The organism is Microbacterium sp. M1A1_1b, assembly GCF_053345565.1.
Genome location: NZ_JBKFAJ010000002.1, coordinates 227,944 through 243,349 on the forward strand (window position 1 = coordinate 227,944; position 15,406 = coordinate 243,349).

Sequence of the window (15,406 nt, forward strand, 5' to 3'; positions counted from 1 at the left end):
GCGGTCACGTCTCGCCACGTGGTCGCGTCGTGGAGGGTTGTCCGAGTGGCCGATGGAGCCTGTCTTGAAAACAGGTGGGCAGTGATGTCTCGTGGGTTCGAATCCCACACCCTCCGCCGTCAGTCCCACGTCACGGCAGGACGATCACCTTCCCGGTGACCCCGCCGGCCTCGGCTTCTGCGTGCAGTTCCGGCAGCTCGGCGAGCGGGATCCGGCGGGTGACCTCGACGGTCAGTTCGCCGGCGTCGACGAGTGACACCAGTTCGGTCAGGCGTCCCCGGTTCGGCTGGACGAACACCGTCGCCGCCCGGACGCCGCGCGCGTCGTCGCCAGGGGTGGCCATGGATGCGGTGGTGCTGACGACGATGCCGCCGTCGCGCACCGCAGCCACGTCCGCAGCGAACTGCGCCGGGTCGATCGGCGCCAGGTTCAGCAGCACGTCGACCTGCCCGTCCAGAGCGCCGAGCGGGTCGGTCGTGGTGTGGTCGATCACCTGGTGAGCACCCGCGGCACGGACCGCGTCGGCGCTGCGCGGGCTGGCCGTCGCGATGACGGTCGCGCCGGCGCGGGCTGCGAGCTGGATCGCGTACTTTCCGACGACGCCACCGGCGCCGACGATCAGTACGCGCTGCCCCGCCTGCAGCTGCCCTTCGTCGAAGAGTGCCTGCCACGCCGTCAGCGCGACGGAGGGCAGTGCCGCGGCATCCGCCAGCGGGAGTGTCGTCGGTGCGGGCACCAGGGTGTCGGCCGGGGCCAGGACGTACTCGGCAGCGCCGCCGTCGCGCTCCATCGGCAGGAACCCGATCACGGCGTCGCCGACCGACAGCCCGTCGACGTCGTCGCCGAGCGCGTCGACGGTGCCGGAAACGTCGTAGCCGGGCACGTGCGGCAGTTCGACCGGGATCGGCAGGAACCCGCCGCGCATGCCGCCGTCGGCCGCGTTGTAGGCGGAGGCGGCGACGCGCACGCGCACCTGCCCGGTGCCGGGGGTGGGTTGGTCGCGCTCGACCAGCTGGAGGACCTCGGGTCCGCCGAAGTCGTGGAACTGCACTGCACGCATGGTTCTGTCCTCTCGATTGTGCTTCGAGTTCGAAGCACTGAGTGACACCGTAGCACTGCTGCGAATTCGAAGCAACAACCCGTCCGGACATCCGCCGTGGAGGGCCGACGGGTAGCGTCGTTGCAATGAGCGACATCATCATCTTCGGCGGCCACGGCAAGGTCGCACTCCTCGCGACGCGCATCCTCACCGAGCGCGGCCACCACGTCACGTCCGTCATCCGCAAGCCCGAACAGGCCGACGAGATCGCCCAGCACGGTGGACAGGCAACCGTCGCGGACATCCAGCAGCTGACCCTGTCGGGGTTCGAGGACCTGGTCCGTGGCAAGGACGCTGTGCTCTGGTCGGCCGGTGCCGGCGGGGGCTCCGTGGACCGTACCTGGGCGATCGACCGCGACGCCGCAGTGTTGTCCGTCCAGGCCACGGCCCGCGCCGGCGTCGAGCGGTACGTGATGGTCTCGTGGTCCGGCTCCGAGCTCGACCACGGTGTGCCCCAGGACGACGACTTCTTCGCCTACGCCCAGTCCAAGATGATCGCCGACGCGGTGGTCCGTGACTCCGGGCTCGAGTGGACGATCGTGGCGCCGAGCACGCTGACGGACGACGAGCCCACCGGCGCCGTCGACTGGGACGGCACCGGAGCGAAGGTCGCCCGCGGCGACGTCGCCCACGTGATCGCCGACGTGCTCGAGTCAGGTGGCACTGCCGGCAGCACCTACCGCTTCAACAGCGGCAGCACGCCGATCGCCGACTTCATCCGCGCCGACCAGGCCTGACCGGTCGGATGCACCCGGACCAGGGTCGTCGAGCGCTGATCGTCGACGCCGCTGCCGTCGCGTTCGCCCGAGACGGTTACGCGACGGCGAGCATCGCTGGGATCGCGCGGGCGGCAGGTGTCCCACAGGGCACCCTCCACCGGTGGTTCCCGACCAAGCACGCGCTGGCGCTGGCGGTGATCGACGAGCAGAACGCCAGGACGTTCCAGGCGCTGGACACGGCCGACCCCTCGCCGCTCGTGACCTTGATCCGGGCCTCGCGAGGGGTCGCTGACCTGCTGATGACCGACGTCGTCGTCCGCGCCGGCATCCGCATCTCGTTGGAGCACGGTGTGCTCGCGCAGCAGACTGCGAGCTTCTACGAGCAGTGGATCGCCGGCGTCGTGGACGTCTTCCGGCTGGCCCTCGCCAGCGGCGAGGTCCGTGGCGACGTGCCGGCCGAGGCCCTCGGTGCGACGCTCGTGCCGTACTTCACCGGCGTGCAGCTCGTGTCGAACGTGCGGACGGGGCGCGCAGACCTGCTGCCCGCGGTCGCCACGATGTGGCAGGTGATGGTGCTCGGTGTCGCGGAGCGTGCCCACCAGGAGCGCCTGCTTCGGGTGGTGCGATCGACCTTCGCGGGCTGATCGTCAGACGTCGCGCAGCTCGCGATCGCGGAACCACTTCAGCAGCCACGCCGCGCTGGTGCGGTCGAACGACGGCGGGAAGTCCATCCCGCCGCGCAGGAACGGGCTGAAACCGTCCTCGGACGCCAGGTCGTGGTCGTCCAGGCTGTGGTACGCCATCGACCACCCGTCGAAGCGCCGCTCCGGGATCTCCTCGCGGATGAGCGAGGTCAGATCGGTGTGCTTCGGGTCGCGAGCGATCGCGGCGTACCGGTCGTCGACGCTCCATGCCGGACCCTCGAGCAGCTGCATGAACCGACCCCCCTTGGCCACGAGCAGCCCGGAGACGCCCAGTGCTTCGTTGCGCAGCCGCGACCCGTGCAGCAGTTCGGTCATCGTGGCGTCGTCGAACTCGGCGACGGCACGACTCATGTAGACGATCGAGACCAGCACCCGACCATCCTGCCGGATCAGACCGGTCGGCGAGCCACTCGCGACTGGAATCGGATGAGGTACCCGTCCGGGTCGGTCACCAGGAACTGGCGGACCCCGACCTCGGAGTCGCCCGTCCGGTACCACGTGGTCTCGGGCGGCATGAAGAGCGCGGTGCCGGACCGGTCGAGCGCCGCGGCGATCGTGTCGCTGTCGGGCACGGTGACCTGCAGGTTCATGCCGCGCCCGAGCGGTCGTTCCAGCGGCCCGGTGACCCAGTTACGGCCGACACCGGCCTGCTCGAGCATGAGGTGCGCCGACCCGAGTTGCAGGTACGCGAACCGTTCCTCGGGCCGGTCGTAGCGGATCGTGAAGCCGCACGCGTCGATCCAGAACCGCAGGCTGACGTCCAGGTCCGTCACCAGCAACTCCGGGACGAGCGCTGGTTCGTCGTTCACCGGGTCAGACCTCGGCGCGCTGGACGAAGACCCACTTGCTCATCGCCCAGTACCGGAACACCATCGCGATCAGCGTCCCGATCACCGGGCCGCTGACGAAGTCGGCGATCTCCTGCGTGGCCAGGCTGACGTGCGGGACCTCGAGTCCGAAGACGTACCGCGAGACCCACAGCGGTGCCGAGTTGAGGCCGATGCCGATCACACTGACGATCACGAAGTACAGCATCTCGATCCCCGTGTGCAGGCCACCGCGGTCGCCGAACGACCACTTCTTGTTCATCCAGTACGACACGACCGTCGCGACGACGGTCCCGACGACCAACGCGGTGACGGGGTGCTGGGGGATGACGAACAGCTTCAACCCGTAGTTGATCACCATCGTGATGAGGAAGCCGATGCCGCCGACGACGAGGAAACGACCCGCAGAGGGGTAGCGTCGGAACAGGGAGAACACGGCATCCATCACCTCAAGTATGCAGTTCAGCCTGGGTGCGCGGCGAATCCCTCCTGAGCACGCGTGAATAGGATCGGTCCATGTCCACCGTCCTGCTCGTCCGCCACGGACGCACCACCGCGAACGCGACGGGGCTGCTGGCCGGCCGCACTGCGGGCGTCGCCCTCGACAGTGTCGGCAAGCAACAGGCGGCGCGGACAGCGGAACGGATCGCCGAGGTGCCGGTGGTCGCCGTGGTGTCGAGCCCCCTCGAACGCTGCCGACAGACCGCGCGCGCGATCACGGCCTTCCAGCACGGCGAGCCCGAGCAGCGCATCGAGCGGGCGATCACCGAGGCCGACTACGGCGACTGGCAGAACCGGAAGCTCAGCGACCTGGCGAAGGAGCCGCTGTGGCGCGTGGTCCAGTCGAACCCGAGTGCCGTGGTGTTCCCGGGCGGCGAGTCGATGCAGACCATGCAGTCGCGGGCGGTGGCGGCCATCCGGCGCATCGACGCCCAGATCCAGGCCGAGCACGGCGCGAACGCGGTCTGGGTCGCGGTCAGCCACGGCGACATCATCAAGGCGATCCTGGCCGACGCGCTCGGCATGCACCTGGACCTGTTCCAGCGGATCACGGTCGGACCGGCATCGGTGTCGGTCGTGCGGTACGGCGAGCACCGCCCCGAGGTCGTCTCGACGAACACCGAGTCCGGCGACCTGTCCTGGCTGGCGACGGCGCCGGCACCCAGCGGCGACGCGGCGGTCGGCGGCGGTGCCGGCAACCAGCCGCCCGCGGACGCTGCGGAACCCGGCCCGGGCAGCCCGAGTTCCTGAACGGACGCAGCCGCCCGCTCCTACAATGCGGGTATGCCCACCATCGTCCACGGCTTCGACTGGCCGGACCGTCTCGTCGTCGGCACCATCGGGCTCCCCGGTGAGCGCTCCTTCTACCTGCAGGCCCGCGACGGCCGCCGGGTCGTGAGCGTCGCGCTCGAGAAGGAACAGTCCGCCGTGCTGGCCGAGAAGCTCGACGAGCTGCTGGACGAGGTCGCCACGGTCGAGGACAACCGCTTCAGCGTCCCGCCGTCCGTCCCGCGCGAGCTGTACGACGTCGACCCGCTGGACCAGCCGGTCGAGCCCGAGTTCCGCGCGGGTGCGCTCAGCCTGGGATTCGACCCCGCGACCGCGCAGGTGGTCATCGAGGCGTACCCGATCGACGACGAGGTCGAGATCGTCGCCGAAGAGCAGGACGTCGACGGCGAGATCGAGGCGGTCGTCGAGATCCCCGAGCCCGCCGAGCTGCTGCAGGTGAAGATCCCCGTCGGCACGGCCCGGGCCTTCGTCGAACGCACGCGCGAGGTCGTGGCCGCCGGTCGTCCACCCGGCGCCGCATGAGCGCAGCCCCCGACGCAAGCGGCATGGAGCTCGTCGCCCGCATCCGCGAGGCGTCGAACGCCACCTTCCTGGCCGAGCTCGACGGGCACGAGGTCGTGTACAAGCCCGTCGCGGGCGAGAAGCCGCTGTGGGACTTCCCCGACGGCACCCTGGCCGGCCGCGAGGTGTCGGCGTTCCTGGTCTCCGAGGCCTTCGGGTGGCACGTGGTCCCGCCGACGTGGCTGGGCGACGGCCCGCTCGGCCGCGGCATGGTCCAGCGGTGGCAAGACGTCGACCCCGAGCAGGACGCGGTGGACGTCGTCCCGACGGAGCAGGCCGACCAGGACGGCCGGAGGACCGTGCTCGAGGCGATCGACGAGCACGACCGGCCCGTCACCCTGGTGCACGAGGACACCGCGGCGCTGCGACGGATGGCCGTCTTCGACGTGGTCGTCAACAACGCCGACCGCAAGGGCGGCCACGTCCTGGCGATGCCGGACGGGCACCGCTACGGCGTCGACCACGGACTGACCTTCCACGTCGAGCACAAGCTCCGGACGGTGCTGTGGGGCTGGGTCGGTGAGCCGCTCACCGACGACGAACTCGCGGGCATCGACCGCGTCACCGCGGCACTCCACGGCGATCTGGGCGAGGCGCTGACCGAGCACCTGACCGTCGACGAGATCGACAACCTCGAGGCGCGCTGCGCCGCCCTGGCGGCCGTCGGTACCTTCCCGCCACCGGCCGGGTACGGCTCGGCGGTTCCCTGGCCGCTGTTCTGACGTCGGCGGGCCTCCCGTCCGCCATCAGGACCGGTCCGTCAGCCGAACCGGCCGAACCCGCCCCAGTCGTCGTCCTGGAACAGCGCACCCGGTCGCCGTGACCCGAGGTACGAGCCGACCACGGCGACCCCCAGGTCGTCGTTCTCGGGGGCGGTGACCGTGCCGTCCACCCGCCGGGCCATCCCGTCGATGAACCGGGCCAGCCCCGGGTCGTCGCCGAGCCGGAAGAACGTCGTCTGCGCGCCGAGCCGGTGCGCGTTCTCGAGTTCGCGGACGCTCAGCGCGACCGTCATCGGGTCGGGCGGGTAGCTGAAGAACACCTGCCCGTTCGGCTCGAGGTGCGACGTGGGCTCGCCGTCGGTGACGATGAGCAGGACGGGCTGTGCCGTCGGGTGCTTCCGGAAGTGCCGGTTCGCCAGCAGCAGCGCGTGATGCAGGTTGGTCCCCTTGTCCCACATCGCGTCGAGCCCGACCAGCTGCTCGACGTCCATCACCTCGGCTTCGCGACCGAACGCGATGAGCTGCAGGTCGTCGCCGCGGAACCGGGTCGAGATGAGCGTGTGCAGGGCCAGTGCCGTGCGCTTCATGGGGACCCAGCGGTCCTCCATCGCCATCGAGAACGACGTGTCCACGAGCAGGGCGACCACGGCCTGGGTGCGGGCCTCGGTCTCCTGCACCTCGACGTCCTCGACGGTCAGCCGGACGCCCGCCCCCGTGCGACCGGTCGCCGCCGTGCGGGTCACCGCGTTCGTGACGGTCCGGGGGATGTCCCACGGCTCGGTGTCGCCGAACGCCCACTGCCGCGTGGCGCCGGACGGTTCGCCCGCCGCGCCGGAGCGCCGCAGGTCACGCGCACCCTGGCGACCGGACATCTTCTGCGCGACGTCCTTCAGCAGGCTCTTGCCGAGCTGTCGCATGGCCTTCGGCGTGAGCTTGACCTGCCCGTCGGCACCCCGGCGCATGGTGCCGGAGTTCCGCAGGGCCTTCTCGAGCTGCTGCAGCGTGCGGGCGTCGACCGCGGCGTCGGCACCGAGCTGCTGGGCCAGGGCGTCGAGGTCGAGGTCGTCGAGGTCGGAGCCGGGGCTGGACTGCGCGAGCTGTTCGGCCAGCGAGTCGAGGTCGGCGATGTCCTGGAAGACCCCGGTGCCGTCGCCGAGGCCCAGACCCTGGTCGCCCTCCATGCGTTCGGATCCACCCCAGTCCTCGCCGGGGCGCAGGGCCCGCAGGTTGCCGTCGAGCTGGTTCAGCGCACCCATCAGGTCGGGGGATCCGAACGCCTGCTGCGCGAGTGCGTCGAGCTCGTCGCGCTGCTGCTGCGTCATCGAGTTCCGCATGCGCTGCGCAGCGGCGGACCGGGCTGCCAGGTCGTCGAGCAGTTCGTCGACGTTCTGCGGGTTCGACGGGAAGTACTCGCCGTGCTTGGCCATGAACTCGTCGAACTGCTCTTGCGAGTCGGTGCCGGCGCGGTGGTCCTCGAGCAGCTGGTTGAGGTCCTGCATCATCGCCTGCACGTCGGCGCGGTCGTCGTCCGAGGCGTTCTCGAGCGCCTGCTTCATGCCCGCGAACCGCTGGTCGAGCATCTCGCGGCCGAGCAGGTCCTTGATCTCGTCGTACTTCTGGCGCGCCGTGGGGCTCGTCCAGTCGTACGAGCCGAGCTCGCGCACCGCTGCGGCCGGCGACGGCGGCAGGCTGTCGAGCTGGATCTCGGCCAGGGCCCGGTCGCCGTCCTCCATCGCGACGTTGCGGGCCAGCTCGCCACGTTCGGCGAGCACGGCCTCGTCGAGCAGCTGCTTGACCTGCTGCAGCGTGCCGTCGAGGTTGTTCTTCGCGGTCAGTTCGCGGCGCTTCTCGGCGACGCGGCGCGCCAGGTCGTCGAGGCCGCGCTGGTCACGACCGCCGCGGCGCAGGAACTCCCGCATTGCGCGCTCGGGGGAGTACCCCGCCATGACGTCCTGACCGATGGCGTCGAGCGCCTCGGACAGGTCGGCGGGCGGCGCCAGGGGGTCCGGGCCGCCCTCGTACCGGCCGTACCGGGTGTCGCGGGACAGCCGGCGGTTCTGCCGACTAGCCATAGACGGCTTCGCCCCCGCCGGACTCCTTGCTGATCTTGCGCGCCAGGAACAGGCCCTCGAGGGCGAGCTCGATCGCGCCGGCACGCTCGCCGTCGTTCGTCGCGCCCAGACGTTCGCAGATCCGGTCGTACAGGTCGGACTCGCCGAGTGACGGCAGGCCTTCGAGGAACGCCCGCGCGGACACCTGTTCGCCCGTCGTGACCATCGTGCCGCCGTCGAGCGCCTCGATGAGCTGGGCCAGGTCGATCCCGCGCAGCCGGGCACGGACCGTCTCGGCGGTGGCGGTGCGGAGCAGGTGCTCGAGGACCTCGTCCGCCCGGTCTTCCTCGCCGGACTCGAACTCGATCTTGCCGCCCAGGACGTCGACCGCGGTCTCGAGGTCGATCGGACGTGCCACGGCCTCGGGCTCGCCCTGGCGTGCCGCGCGGTGCACGGCGGCGGCGGACACCGTCTCGGCGCCCGCGATCGAGAACCGTGCGCTGACGCCGCTGCGCTGGTCGACCGCGCTGGACTCGCGGAGCGCGCGGGTGAAGCGGGCGAGGATCTCGACCAGGGGATCGGGCACCTCGGCCGTCAACTGGGCTTCCTGCCGGATGACGGCGATCTCGTCGTCGAGCTCGATCGGGTAGTGCGTGCGGATCTCGGCGCCGAAACGGTCCTTGAGCGGGGTGATGATCCGACCGCGGTTCGTGTAGTCCTCGGGGTTCGCGCTGGCGACGACGAGCACGTCGAGCGGCAGCCGCAGCACGTAGCCGCGGATCTGCACGTCGCGCTCTTCCATCACGTTGAGCATGGCGACCTGGATGCGTTCGGCCAGGTCGGGGAGCTCGTTGATGGCCACGATGCCGCGGTGCGCGCGGGGGATCAGCCCGAAGTGGATGGTCTCCGGGTCGCCCAGGCTGCGGCCTTCGGCGACCTTCATCGGGTCGACGTCGCCGATCAGGTCGGCGACCGAGGTGTCGGGCGTCGCCAGCTTCTCGACGTAGCGGCCGTCGCGGTGCCACCACTCGATGGGCATCGCGTCGCCGAGCTCCTGCGCCCGACGGATGCTGGCGGTCGTGATGGGTTCGTACGGGTGCTCACCGAGCTCGGAACCGGCGATGACCGGCGTCCACTCGTCGAGCAGGCCCTGCAGGGTGCGCAGCAGGCGGGTCTTGCCCTGCCCGCGCTCGCCGAGCAGGACGACGTCGTGTCCGGCGATCAGGGCACGTTCCAGCTGCGGGATCACGGTGGTCTCGAAGCCGTGCAGGCCGGGCCACGGGTCGGTGCCCTGACGCAGGGCGGTGAGCAGGTTGTCGCGGATCTCGGCGCGGACCGTCTTCTGGACGTGTCCAGAGGTGCGGAGCTCGCCGACCGTTCTGATGGAGGGTCGGGTCACGTGATCGACGCTACGCCGGTCCACCGACGAACCGGTCCACCTGTTCGCCCAGGGCGAGCAGCGCCGGACAGGAGGCTCGTGGCGGGCCCGCCACGAGCCTCCTGTCCGGACCTGGTCACGTTCACGTTCCGTTCCACGGCGGCACTTGTCTCGCTGCGCCGCAGCCGCGATGATCGTGCGCAGGGTCTGACCGGTCGCGCTTGCGCCGTCGACCCGACACCGGCGACGGAGCCGGATCGGATAGGGGGATCCGGCTCCGCGTCGGTCCACTCCACGCGGCTGCCGGCCCATGTCGTTCCGACCGCGAACCACCGCGGCGATCCGGGCGTACGTTCTCCATCTGTGCCGGACCGGAAGGTGTCCGGCGGGTCAGGAGGGCGACGCGATGACGACCGCGAACGGGTTGCAGGACGGACAGGTCAGGAGCCTCGTCCCGGCCAGGATGGACCGACTGCCGTGGACGAAGTTCCACTGGAGCGTCATCGTCGGCCTGGGCATCTCGTGGATCCTGGACGGACTCGAGATCCAGATCGTCTCGAACGCGGGCTTCCAGGCCGACCTGGACCTGTCGGCGCAGCAGGTCACCTACCTCGGGACCTTCTACCTGGTCGGCCAGGTGGTCGGTGCCATCGTGTTCGGCCGCATGTCGGACCGACTCGGCCGACGCAAGCTCTTCATCCTGACCCTGGCGATCTACCTGATCGGCTCCGGCATCGCCGGCTTCGCGCAGGACTTCTGGTTCCTCGCGGCGTTCCGGTTCGTCGCCGGGTTGGGCATCGGCGGCGAGTACGCGGCCATCAACTCCGCGATCGACGAGCTGATCCCGGCGAAGTACCGCGGGCACGTCGACATCGCCATCAACGGCACGTACTGGGGTGGCGCGGCGCTCGGCGCGTTCGCCAACATCTACCTGCTCGACACGTCGATCTTCTCCGAGAACATCGGCTGGCGTATCGGCTTCTTCCTCGGCCCGGTGCTCGGCATCGCGATCATCTTCCTGCGGCGGCACATCCCCGAGAGTCCGCGCTGGCTGATGACGCACGGCCGGCAGGACGAGGCCGAGGCGACGGTCTCGCGGATCGAGGCCGAGGTCGAGCGGGAGTCCGGCCACCCCCTCGAACCCGTCGACGAGTCCAAGGCGATGACCGTCACCCCGATGGACAACGTCCGGTTCTCGACGATCGTGAGGGTCCTGTTCCAGCAGTACCCGACCCGGACGCTCGTCGGCGCGACGATGATGATCACGCAGGCGTTCCTGTACAACGCGATCTTCTTCACGTACGCCCTGGTGCTCACGAACTTCTTCGGGCTGAAGACGTCCGAGACCGCCGTGTACTTCTTCCCGTTCGCGATCGGCAACCTGCTCGGCCCGCTCCTGCTCGGGCGGCTGTTCGACACGTGGGGCCGTCGGCAGATGATCTTCTCGACGTACCTGATCTCGGGTCTGGTGCTCGCGGTGTCGGCGTTCCTGTTCCAGGCCGACGCGATCAGCGCCACCGTGCAGGTGCTCTTCTGGTGCGTCTCGTTCTTCTTCGCCTCGGCCGGGGCGTCGAGTGCGTACCTGACCGTCAGCGAGATCTTCCCGCTCGAGCTCCGCTCGCAGGCGATCTCGTACTTCTTCGCGCTGGCGCAGATCTTCGGCGCCGTCGCTCCGCTCGTCTACGGCGCGCTCATCGGCGACGGGACCTCGCGCGAGCCGCTGTTCTGGGGCTACCTGCTCGGCGCCGGGATCATGATCATCGGCGGCGTCGTGGCGTTGATCTTCGGCGTGGACGCTGCCCGCAAGGGCCTGGAGGACGTCACCCAGCCGCTGTCCGTCATCGTCAAGAAGGAAGACGCCAAGCGCTGATCACCGAAATACGGAATGTTTAGCGGCTGACGTCCGCGCCTGCCACAGTCACTGCATCGACCCCCGCCGGGGGTCACGACAGCGGGAGTGCAGTGATGCGAGACGGGGTGATCGCGCAGGCCGACGGCCTCGGGCGATCGGCGGGTGTCCAGTCCTCCACAGGGCACCCAGCGGCACGGACGTCCACGGATCGGCGTCCCACCGGGGCGGGCGCGGGATCGACACATGACGCTGGCGGCATGGGGTTCGGTGAAGGGCTGGCGACAGCTGTGGTCGGTCCGCGAGAACGTGACGGGCTGGGCGTCCCGCGCAGCCTGCTGCGGGACGCCGTGTTCCTGCGGCTGCTCGAGCGGATCCTGCGGGGCGAGTACCGGCGGGGTCAGCGACTGCGGCTCGATGCCCTGGCCGACGACATGCGGGTCTCGCGCACACCCGTGCGCGAAGCACTGGTGCCGCTCGAGTCGCTGCGCCTGGTGTCGGTGCAACGGTACGTCGGTGTCGTCATCGCACACTGGTCGATCGAGCAGATGAAGGAGCGCATCCGCCTGGGGTGTTCGCTGCTCGTCGAGCCGACGACGTCCGTCGGGGCGACGACCGAACGATTCGACCCGGCGTGGCTCCGCGACTGCCTGTCCGAAGCCGGCGCCTTCGTCGAACTGGCTGCTTGGCTGCTCCGCCGCACCGGCTCGTCCGTGTGCGCCGATCTGCTCGCCGCGCAGCGCCCCGTCCTCGACGTCTTCTACACCGACGACGTGGCCCTGGCGAACGGCATCGACGCGGTCGTGGACCGCCGACAGCGACTCGACCTGGTCGATCGTGCCCGTGATGCCGCGGTCCAGGACGACCTGGTGCTGTGCAGGCGCCTGGTCCGCGAGCTCGGGGAGTGCCTGATCGCCCTGCCCGACCGGTTCCGCGCGGTGGAGTCGGCATGAGCGGACCCTGACCGACCCGGCGGGCCGGCCAGATCGGCACACGCTTCCGATCACCGTCATCGCTGCGTCCGTGACTGCCCCCCGAACAGGGCACGCCGCGCCGCCCGGGTTGCCGAGCGCGCGGGCCCGGGTCGCGTATGGTCCCCGCGAGCGGCCCCCGAGGTCACTCGGAGGGAGCCCGCCCGTGACCGACCCCGACGGTCCGCACCACAACCAGACCTCGTCCGCACGAGCGAGATCAGGCGCGCGGGACGGTGTCGCCGCGTTCGACGACCTGATCGATGCGCGTCGTCGACCCGCCGTCGTGTCCGGCCCGGGGTACCGCGTCAGCGGAGCCCGTCACGGGCGCGGTGGCGGCCAGCTCGGCCTGCGACGCCTCGCGACGGTCGTCGGGATGACGGCCGCGGTGGTCGTGGTCAGCGCCACGTCGCTCTCCGCCTACGCCGCGTACGACGTCGGGCACGGGTTCCAGCAGGGCGCGGTGGACATCGGCGGGGCCGGCTCGACGGACGGCGCGTTCAACGTGCTGGCGATCGGCGCCGACAACGACCCGTCCCAGGGGCAGGCCTACGGCGACCGTGGCGCCACGCTCAACGACTCCAACGTCCTGCTGCACGTGTCCGCCGACCACACCCAGGCCGTGGCGGTCAGCTTCCCGCGCGACCTGATCGTCGACCAGCCCGCGTGCGGTGACAGTCCCGCCGTGACGAACACCCCGCTCAACCAGGCGTACGGACGCGGCGGGATGGACTGCGTCGCGTCGACGATCGAACACGTGACCGACATGCAGGTTCCCTTCGCGGCGCAGGTCAGCTTCGCAGGCGTCATCCGGATGTCGGATGCGGTCGGCGGGGTGCCCGTGTGCGTCACGGACGCGGTCGACGACCCGTACACCGGGCTGCAGCTGTCTGCCGGCGAGCACACCGTCTCCGGTGCGACGGCCCTGGCGTTCCTGCGGGATCGGCACGGCGTCGGGGACGGCAGCGACCTGTCGCGGATCTCGAGCCTGCAGCAGTTCCTGTCGTCGCTGCTGCGCAAGGTCAAGAGCGAGGGCACGCTGCGGGACCCCACCGAGCTCTACGGCCTGGCGAAGGCGGCATCGAAGAACATCACGCTGTCCACCTCGCTCGCGAAGCCCGCGACGATGGTCGACATGGCCAGGGCCTTCGACGGCATCGGGCTCGACCACATCACCTTCGTGCAGTACCCGGGCAGCGTCACCGACCCGGCCTTCCCGGGCAAGGTCGTCCCCGACCAGGCGACGGCGCAGCGGTTGATGCGTGCCGTCCGCGCTGACCGTCCGTTCAGGCTCGATGCGGGTGCGACCGGACGTGGCGCGACGGACGCGACCGGCGGTGGTGCCGGTGGGGACTCGGCAACCGGGAGCAGCGCGGACCAGAAGGGCGGAGCCTCCAGCCCGAAGCGGGGATCCGGGTCCGACGTGGGCCCGTCCCCGTCGGCGACCACCCAGCAGATGTCCGGCGTGACGGGCCAGACCGCGCGGCAGAAGACCTGCGCGGTCGCGGCCGGCTGAGCCGCGCACCCGGAGGATCCACGCCGCAAGTCACATGGGATCGCCAGGCGTTCCTGTGGCACCCTTGTCCGGTTGCCGTCCCCACGGTGCGGCCCGAGCGGCCCGCGCGTGGGTCCCGACGGAGGCGAGCAGGACGCCTTCCGTCATCGTGTCCGCCGACGACAGGAGTGCCCGTGAACGACGTCCGTGACCGATCCCACCGCCTGAACCGAGCGGCCGGGATCGCCCGACACGGACGCCTGCCACGGCGCAGCCCCTTCGGGACCGCCGCCAAGGTGCTGTCCGGCGTGGTCGCGGTCGCGCTCGTCAGCACGGCCTCGGTCGCGGCGATCGCGGCGAAGCAGGTCACAGACGACCTGGGCGAGGGCGTCGCGATCCAGGGGCAGCCCGTCGCGACCGCGAAGGCCGACGCGCCGCAGCTCGATGCGTACAAGGGCGGGTTCAACATGCTCGTCGTCGGGACCGACAACGACCCGGCGCAGGGCACCCAGTACGGCGAACGTGATGCGACCCTGAACGACGTCAACATCCTGCTGCACGTGTCCGCCGACCACACCAATGCGACCGCGGTGAGCATCCCGCGCGACCTGGTCACGCCGATCCCGGCGTGCCAGAAGCCCGACGGTTCCGGGTCGACGCCAGCGATGGCGGCACAGCCGATCAACGACGCCTGGGGTGAGGGCGGGCTGAACTGCGTGGTGCAGACGGTGCAGGGGCTGACCGGGCTGGACGTGCAGTACTCGGCGGCGGTGTCGTTCAACGGCGTGATCGAGATGTCGAACGCCATCGGCGGCGTGCCCGTGTGTGTCGCGTCGCCGATCAAGGACCGCTACACCGGGCTCGACCTGCCCGCGGGCACGACGACGCTGCAGGGGGAGCAGGCGCTCGAGTTCCTGCGGACCCGGCACGGCGTGGGCGACGGGTCGGACCTCGGCCGGATCAGCTCGCAGCAGGTGTTCCTGTCGTCGCTGCTGCGCACGGTGAAGTCGAACGACACGTTGACCTCGCCCACCACGCTCTACAAGCTCGCGCGTGCCGCAGCGTCCAACATGCAGCTCTCGCAGAGCCTGAACGACATCGGGACGATGGTGCAGATGGGTCGGGCGCTGCAGGACCTGCCGCTCGACAAGGTGAACTTCGTGCAGTACCCGGGCGACACCGGCGGCACGGGGGTCTACGCCGGCAAGGTGCAGCCGACGAAGTACCTGGCCGACGAGCTGTTCGCCAAGATCAAGGCCGACCAGTCGTTCTCGCTCGGTGCGGGCAGCACGGGCATCGGGTCCGAGGCGGCACCGTCGACGCCGGCCGGTGCTGCGACCACGCCGGCGGCGCCCGCTGCCCCGGCAACGCCTGCGCCGTCGACGCCCGCCCCGGCGACCGCCGCCCCGTCGGCACCGGCGACGTCGGACACCATCGACGGGCTGCAGGGCCAGTCCGCCGCCCAGCAGACCTGCTCGAAGGCCTTCGGCTCGTAGGTGCGGCGCGGCTTCGGCTGCGGCGCGGCGGCGCCGAGTCTCGGCCTGGCGGACACATTGCGCCTTCCGCACGCCGCAACGTGTCCGCCTGACCGAGTCTCGGCGGGTCGGGCCGGCCGGCCGGGCCGCACACGCAGAAGCGGGGACGCGGCCGGAGCCACGCCCCCGCGGAGTCGCTCCTCGGCGGGCACCGATCCATCGGGCGAGCCGGGCCCATGCCGGGAGCGACGCTGGGTGCTGTGTC

General features: G+C 70.7%; 15 protein-coding genes and 1 tRNA gene. 10 read left to right on the plus strand and 6 right to left on the minus strand.

Annotated elements, in window-relative coordinates; all coding sequences use genetic code 11:
* Positions 1-31 precede the first annotated feature (31 nt).
* Positions 32-116 (plus strand) — tRNA-Ser (locus ACLBWP_RS05690).
* Positions 117-130: 14 nt separating this feature from the next.
* Here the strand turns inward: ACLBWP_RS05690 and ACLBWP_RS05695 are convergent.
* Entirely contained in the window at positions 131-1,060 is a 930-nt protein-coding gene (locus ACLBWP_RS05695; protein ID WP_447654435.1) for an NADP-dependent oxidoreductase, read from the minus strand.
* 125 nt (positions 1,061-1,185) lie between these two features.
* Between ACLBWP_RS05695 and ACLBWP_RS05700 the strand changes: the two genes are divergently transcribed.
* A complete protein-coding gene (locus ACLBWP_RS05700; protein WP_243562524.1) occupies positions 1,186-1,836 on the plus strand; it encodes an NAD(P)H-binding protein in 651 nt (216 codons plus the stop codon).
* Between the two features lie 8 nt (positions 1,837-1,844).
* Complete coding sequence (locus tag ACLBWP_RS05705) at positions 1,845-2,462, plus strand: TetR family transcriptional regulator (RefSeq protein WP_447654436.1); 618 nt, start codon at positions 1,845-1,847, stop codon at positions 2,460-2,462.
* Positions 2,463-2,465: 3 nt separating this feature from the next.
* Here ACLBWP_RS05705 and ACLBWP_RS05710 read toward each other — a convergent pair whose 3' ends face one another.
* The 3 genes from ACLBWP_RS05710 to ACLBWP_RS05720 are packed head-to-tail and all read right to left on the minus strand — an operon-like array spanning position 2,466 to position 3,794.
* Positions 2,466-2,894 (minus strand): BLUF domain-containing protein, encoded by a 429-nt coding sequence (locus tag ACLBWP_RS05710; RefSeq protein ID WP_243562517.1) that lies wholly within the window; start codon positions 2,892-2,894, stop codon positions 2,466-2,468.
* Between the two features lie 17 nt (positions 2,895-2,911).
* Complete coding sequence (locus ACLBWP_RS05715) at positions 2,912-3,331, minus strand: bleomycin resistance protein (RefSeq protein ID WP_447654437.1); 420 nt, start codon at positions 3,329-3,331, stop codon at positions 2,912-2,914.
* Between the two features lie 4 nt (positions 3,332-3,335).
* Positions 3,336-3,794 (minus strand): GtrA family protein, encoded by a 459-nt coding sequence (locus tag ACLBWP_RS05720; RefSeq protein WP_243562514.1) that lies wholly within the window; start codon positions 3,792-3,794, stop codon positions 3,336-3,338.
* Positions 3,795-3,865: 71 nt separating this feature from the next.
* Between ACLBWP_RS05720 and ACLBWP_RS05725 the strand changes: the two genes are divergently transcribed.
* From ACLBWP_RS05725 to ACLBWP_RS05735, 3 genes are read left to right on the plus strand one after another with little or no spacing between them, the layout of a single operon-like run.
* A complete protein-coding gene (locus ACLBWP_RS05725) occupies positions 3,866-4,600 on the plus strand; it encodes an MSMEG_4193 family putative phosphomutase (RefSeq protein ID WP_447654438.1) in 735 nt (244 codons plus the stop codon).
* Positions 4,601-4,633: 33 nt separating this feature from the next.
* Positions 4,634-5,161 carry a DUF3090 domain-containing protein gene (locus ACLBWP_RS05730; RefSeq protein WP_447654439.1) on the plus strand — a complete coding sequence of 176 codons (528 nt, stop codon included), beginning with the start codon at positions 4,634-4,636 and terminating at the stop codon, positions 5,159-5,161.
* On the plus strand, positions 5,158-5,922 hold the full coding sequence (locus ACLBWP_RS05735) for an SCO1664 family protein (RefSeq protein WP_447654440.1): 765 nt from the start codon (positions 5,158-5,160) through the stop codon (positions 5,920-5,922). The genes ACLBWP_RS05730 and ACLBWP_RS05735 overlap by 4 nt, the downstream gene beginning before the upstream one ends.
* Positions 5,923-5,960: 38 nt before the next feature.
* On the opposite strand, the gene ACLBWP_RS05740 is transcribed toward ACLBWP_RS05735, so the two are convergent.
* A complete protein-coding gene (locus ACLBWP_RS05740; RefSeq protein WP_447654441.1) occupies positions 5,961-7,994 on the minus strand; it encodes a VWA domain-containing protein in 2,034 nt (677 codons plus the stop codon).
* Positions 7,987-9,372, minus strand: a complete 1,386-nt coding sequence (locus ACLBWP_RS05745) for a sigma 54-interacting transcriptional regulator (protein WP_447654442.1) — start codon at positions 9,370-9,372, stop codon at positions 7,987-7,989. The genes ACLBWP_RS05740 and ACLBWP_RS05745 overlap by 8 nt, the downstream gene beginning before the upstream one ends.
* Positions 9,373-9,757: 385 nt before the next feature.
* Here ACLBWP_RS05745 and ACLBWP_RS05750 point away from each other — a divergent pair, with 385 nt between their 5' ends.
* The 4 genes from ACLBWP_RS05750 (at position 9,758) to ACLBWP_RS05765 (ending at position 15,162) form a co-directional block, all read left to right on the plus strand.
* Positions 9,758-11,221, plus strand: a complete 1,464-nt coding sequence (locus ACLBWP_RS05750) for an MFS transporter (protein ID WP_243562502.1) — start codon at positions 9,758-9,760, stop codon at positions 11,219-11,221.
* Between the two features lie 239 nt (positions 11,222-11,460).
* Positions 11,461-12,153: a GntR family transcriptional regulator gene (locus tag ACLBWP_RS05755; RefSeq protein ID WP_447654443.1), complete on the plus strand. Its 693-nt coding sequence runs from the start codon at positions 11,461-11,463 to the stop codon at positions 12,151-12,153.
* Between the two features lie 184 nt (positions 12,154-12,337).
* Entirely contained in the window at positions 12,338-13,687 is a 1,350-nt protein-coding gene (locus ACLBWP_RS05760; RefSeq protein ID WP_447654444.1) for an LCP family protein, read from the plus strand.
* Positions 13,688-13,860: 173 nt separating this feature from the next.
* Complete coding sequence (locus ACLBWP_RS05765) at positions 13,861-15,162, plus strand: LCP family protein (protein WP_447654445.1); 1,302 nt, start codon at positions 13,861-13,863, stop codon at positions 15,160-15,162.
* The last annotated feature ends 244 nt before the right edge of the window (positions 15,163-15,406 follow it).

Excerpts from the sequence above, each read along its gene's own strand:
- ACLBWP_RS05695 (WP_447654435.1), bottom strand. The coding sequence starts at position 1,060 with ATGCGTGCAGTGCAGTTCCACGACTTCGGCGGACCCGAGGTCCTCCAG.
- ACLBWP_RS05700 (WP_243562524.1), top strand. The coding sequence starts at position 1,186 with ATGAGCGACATCATCATCTTCGGCGGCCACGGCAAGGTCGCACTCCTC.
- ACLBWP_RS05705 (WP_447654436.1), top strand. The coding sequence starts at position 1,845 with ATGCACCCGGACCAGGGTCGTCGAGCGCTGATCGTCGACGCCGCTGCC.
- ACLBWP_RS05720 (WP_243562514.1), bottom strand. The coding sequence starts at position 3,794 with ATGGATGCCGTGTTCTCCCTGTTCCGACGCTACCCCTCTGCGGGTCGT.
- ACLBWP_RS05725 (WP_447654438.1), top strand. The coding sequence starts at position 3,866 with ATGTCCACCGTCCTGCTCGTCCGCCACGGACGCACCACCGCGAACGCG.
- ACLBWP_RS05730 (WP_447654439.1), top strand. The coding sequence starts at position 4,634 with ATGCCCACCATCGTCCACGGCTTCGACTGGCCGGACCGTCTCGTCGTC.
- ACLBWP_RS05735 (WP_447654440.1), top strand. The coding sequence starts at position 5,158 with ATGAGCGCAGCCCCCGACGCAAGCGGCATGGAGCTCGTCGCCCGCATC.
- ACLBWP_RS05740 (WP_447654441.1), bottom strand. The coding sequence starts at position 7,994 with ATGGCTAGTCGGCAGAACCGCCGGCTGTCCCGCGACACCCGGTACGGC.
- ACLBWP_RS05750 (WP_243562502.1), top strand. The coding sequence starts at position 9,758 with ATGACGACCGCGAACGGGTTGCAGGACGGACAGGTCAGGAGCCTCGTC.
- ACLBWP_RS05755 (WP_447654443.1), top strand. The coding sequence starts at position 11,461 with ATGGGGTTCGGTGAAGGGCTGGCGACAGCTGTGGTCGGTCCGCGAGAA.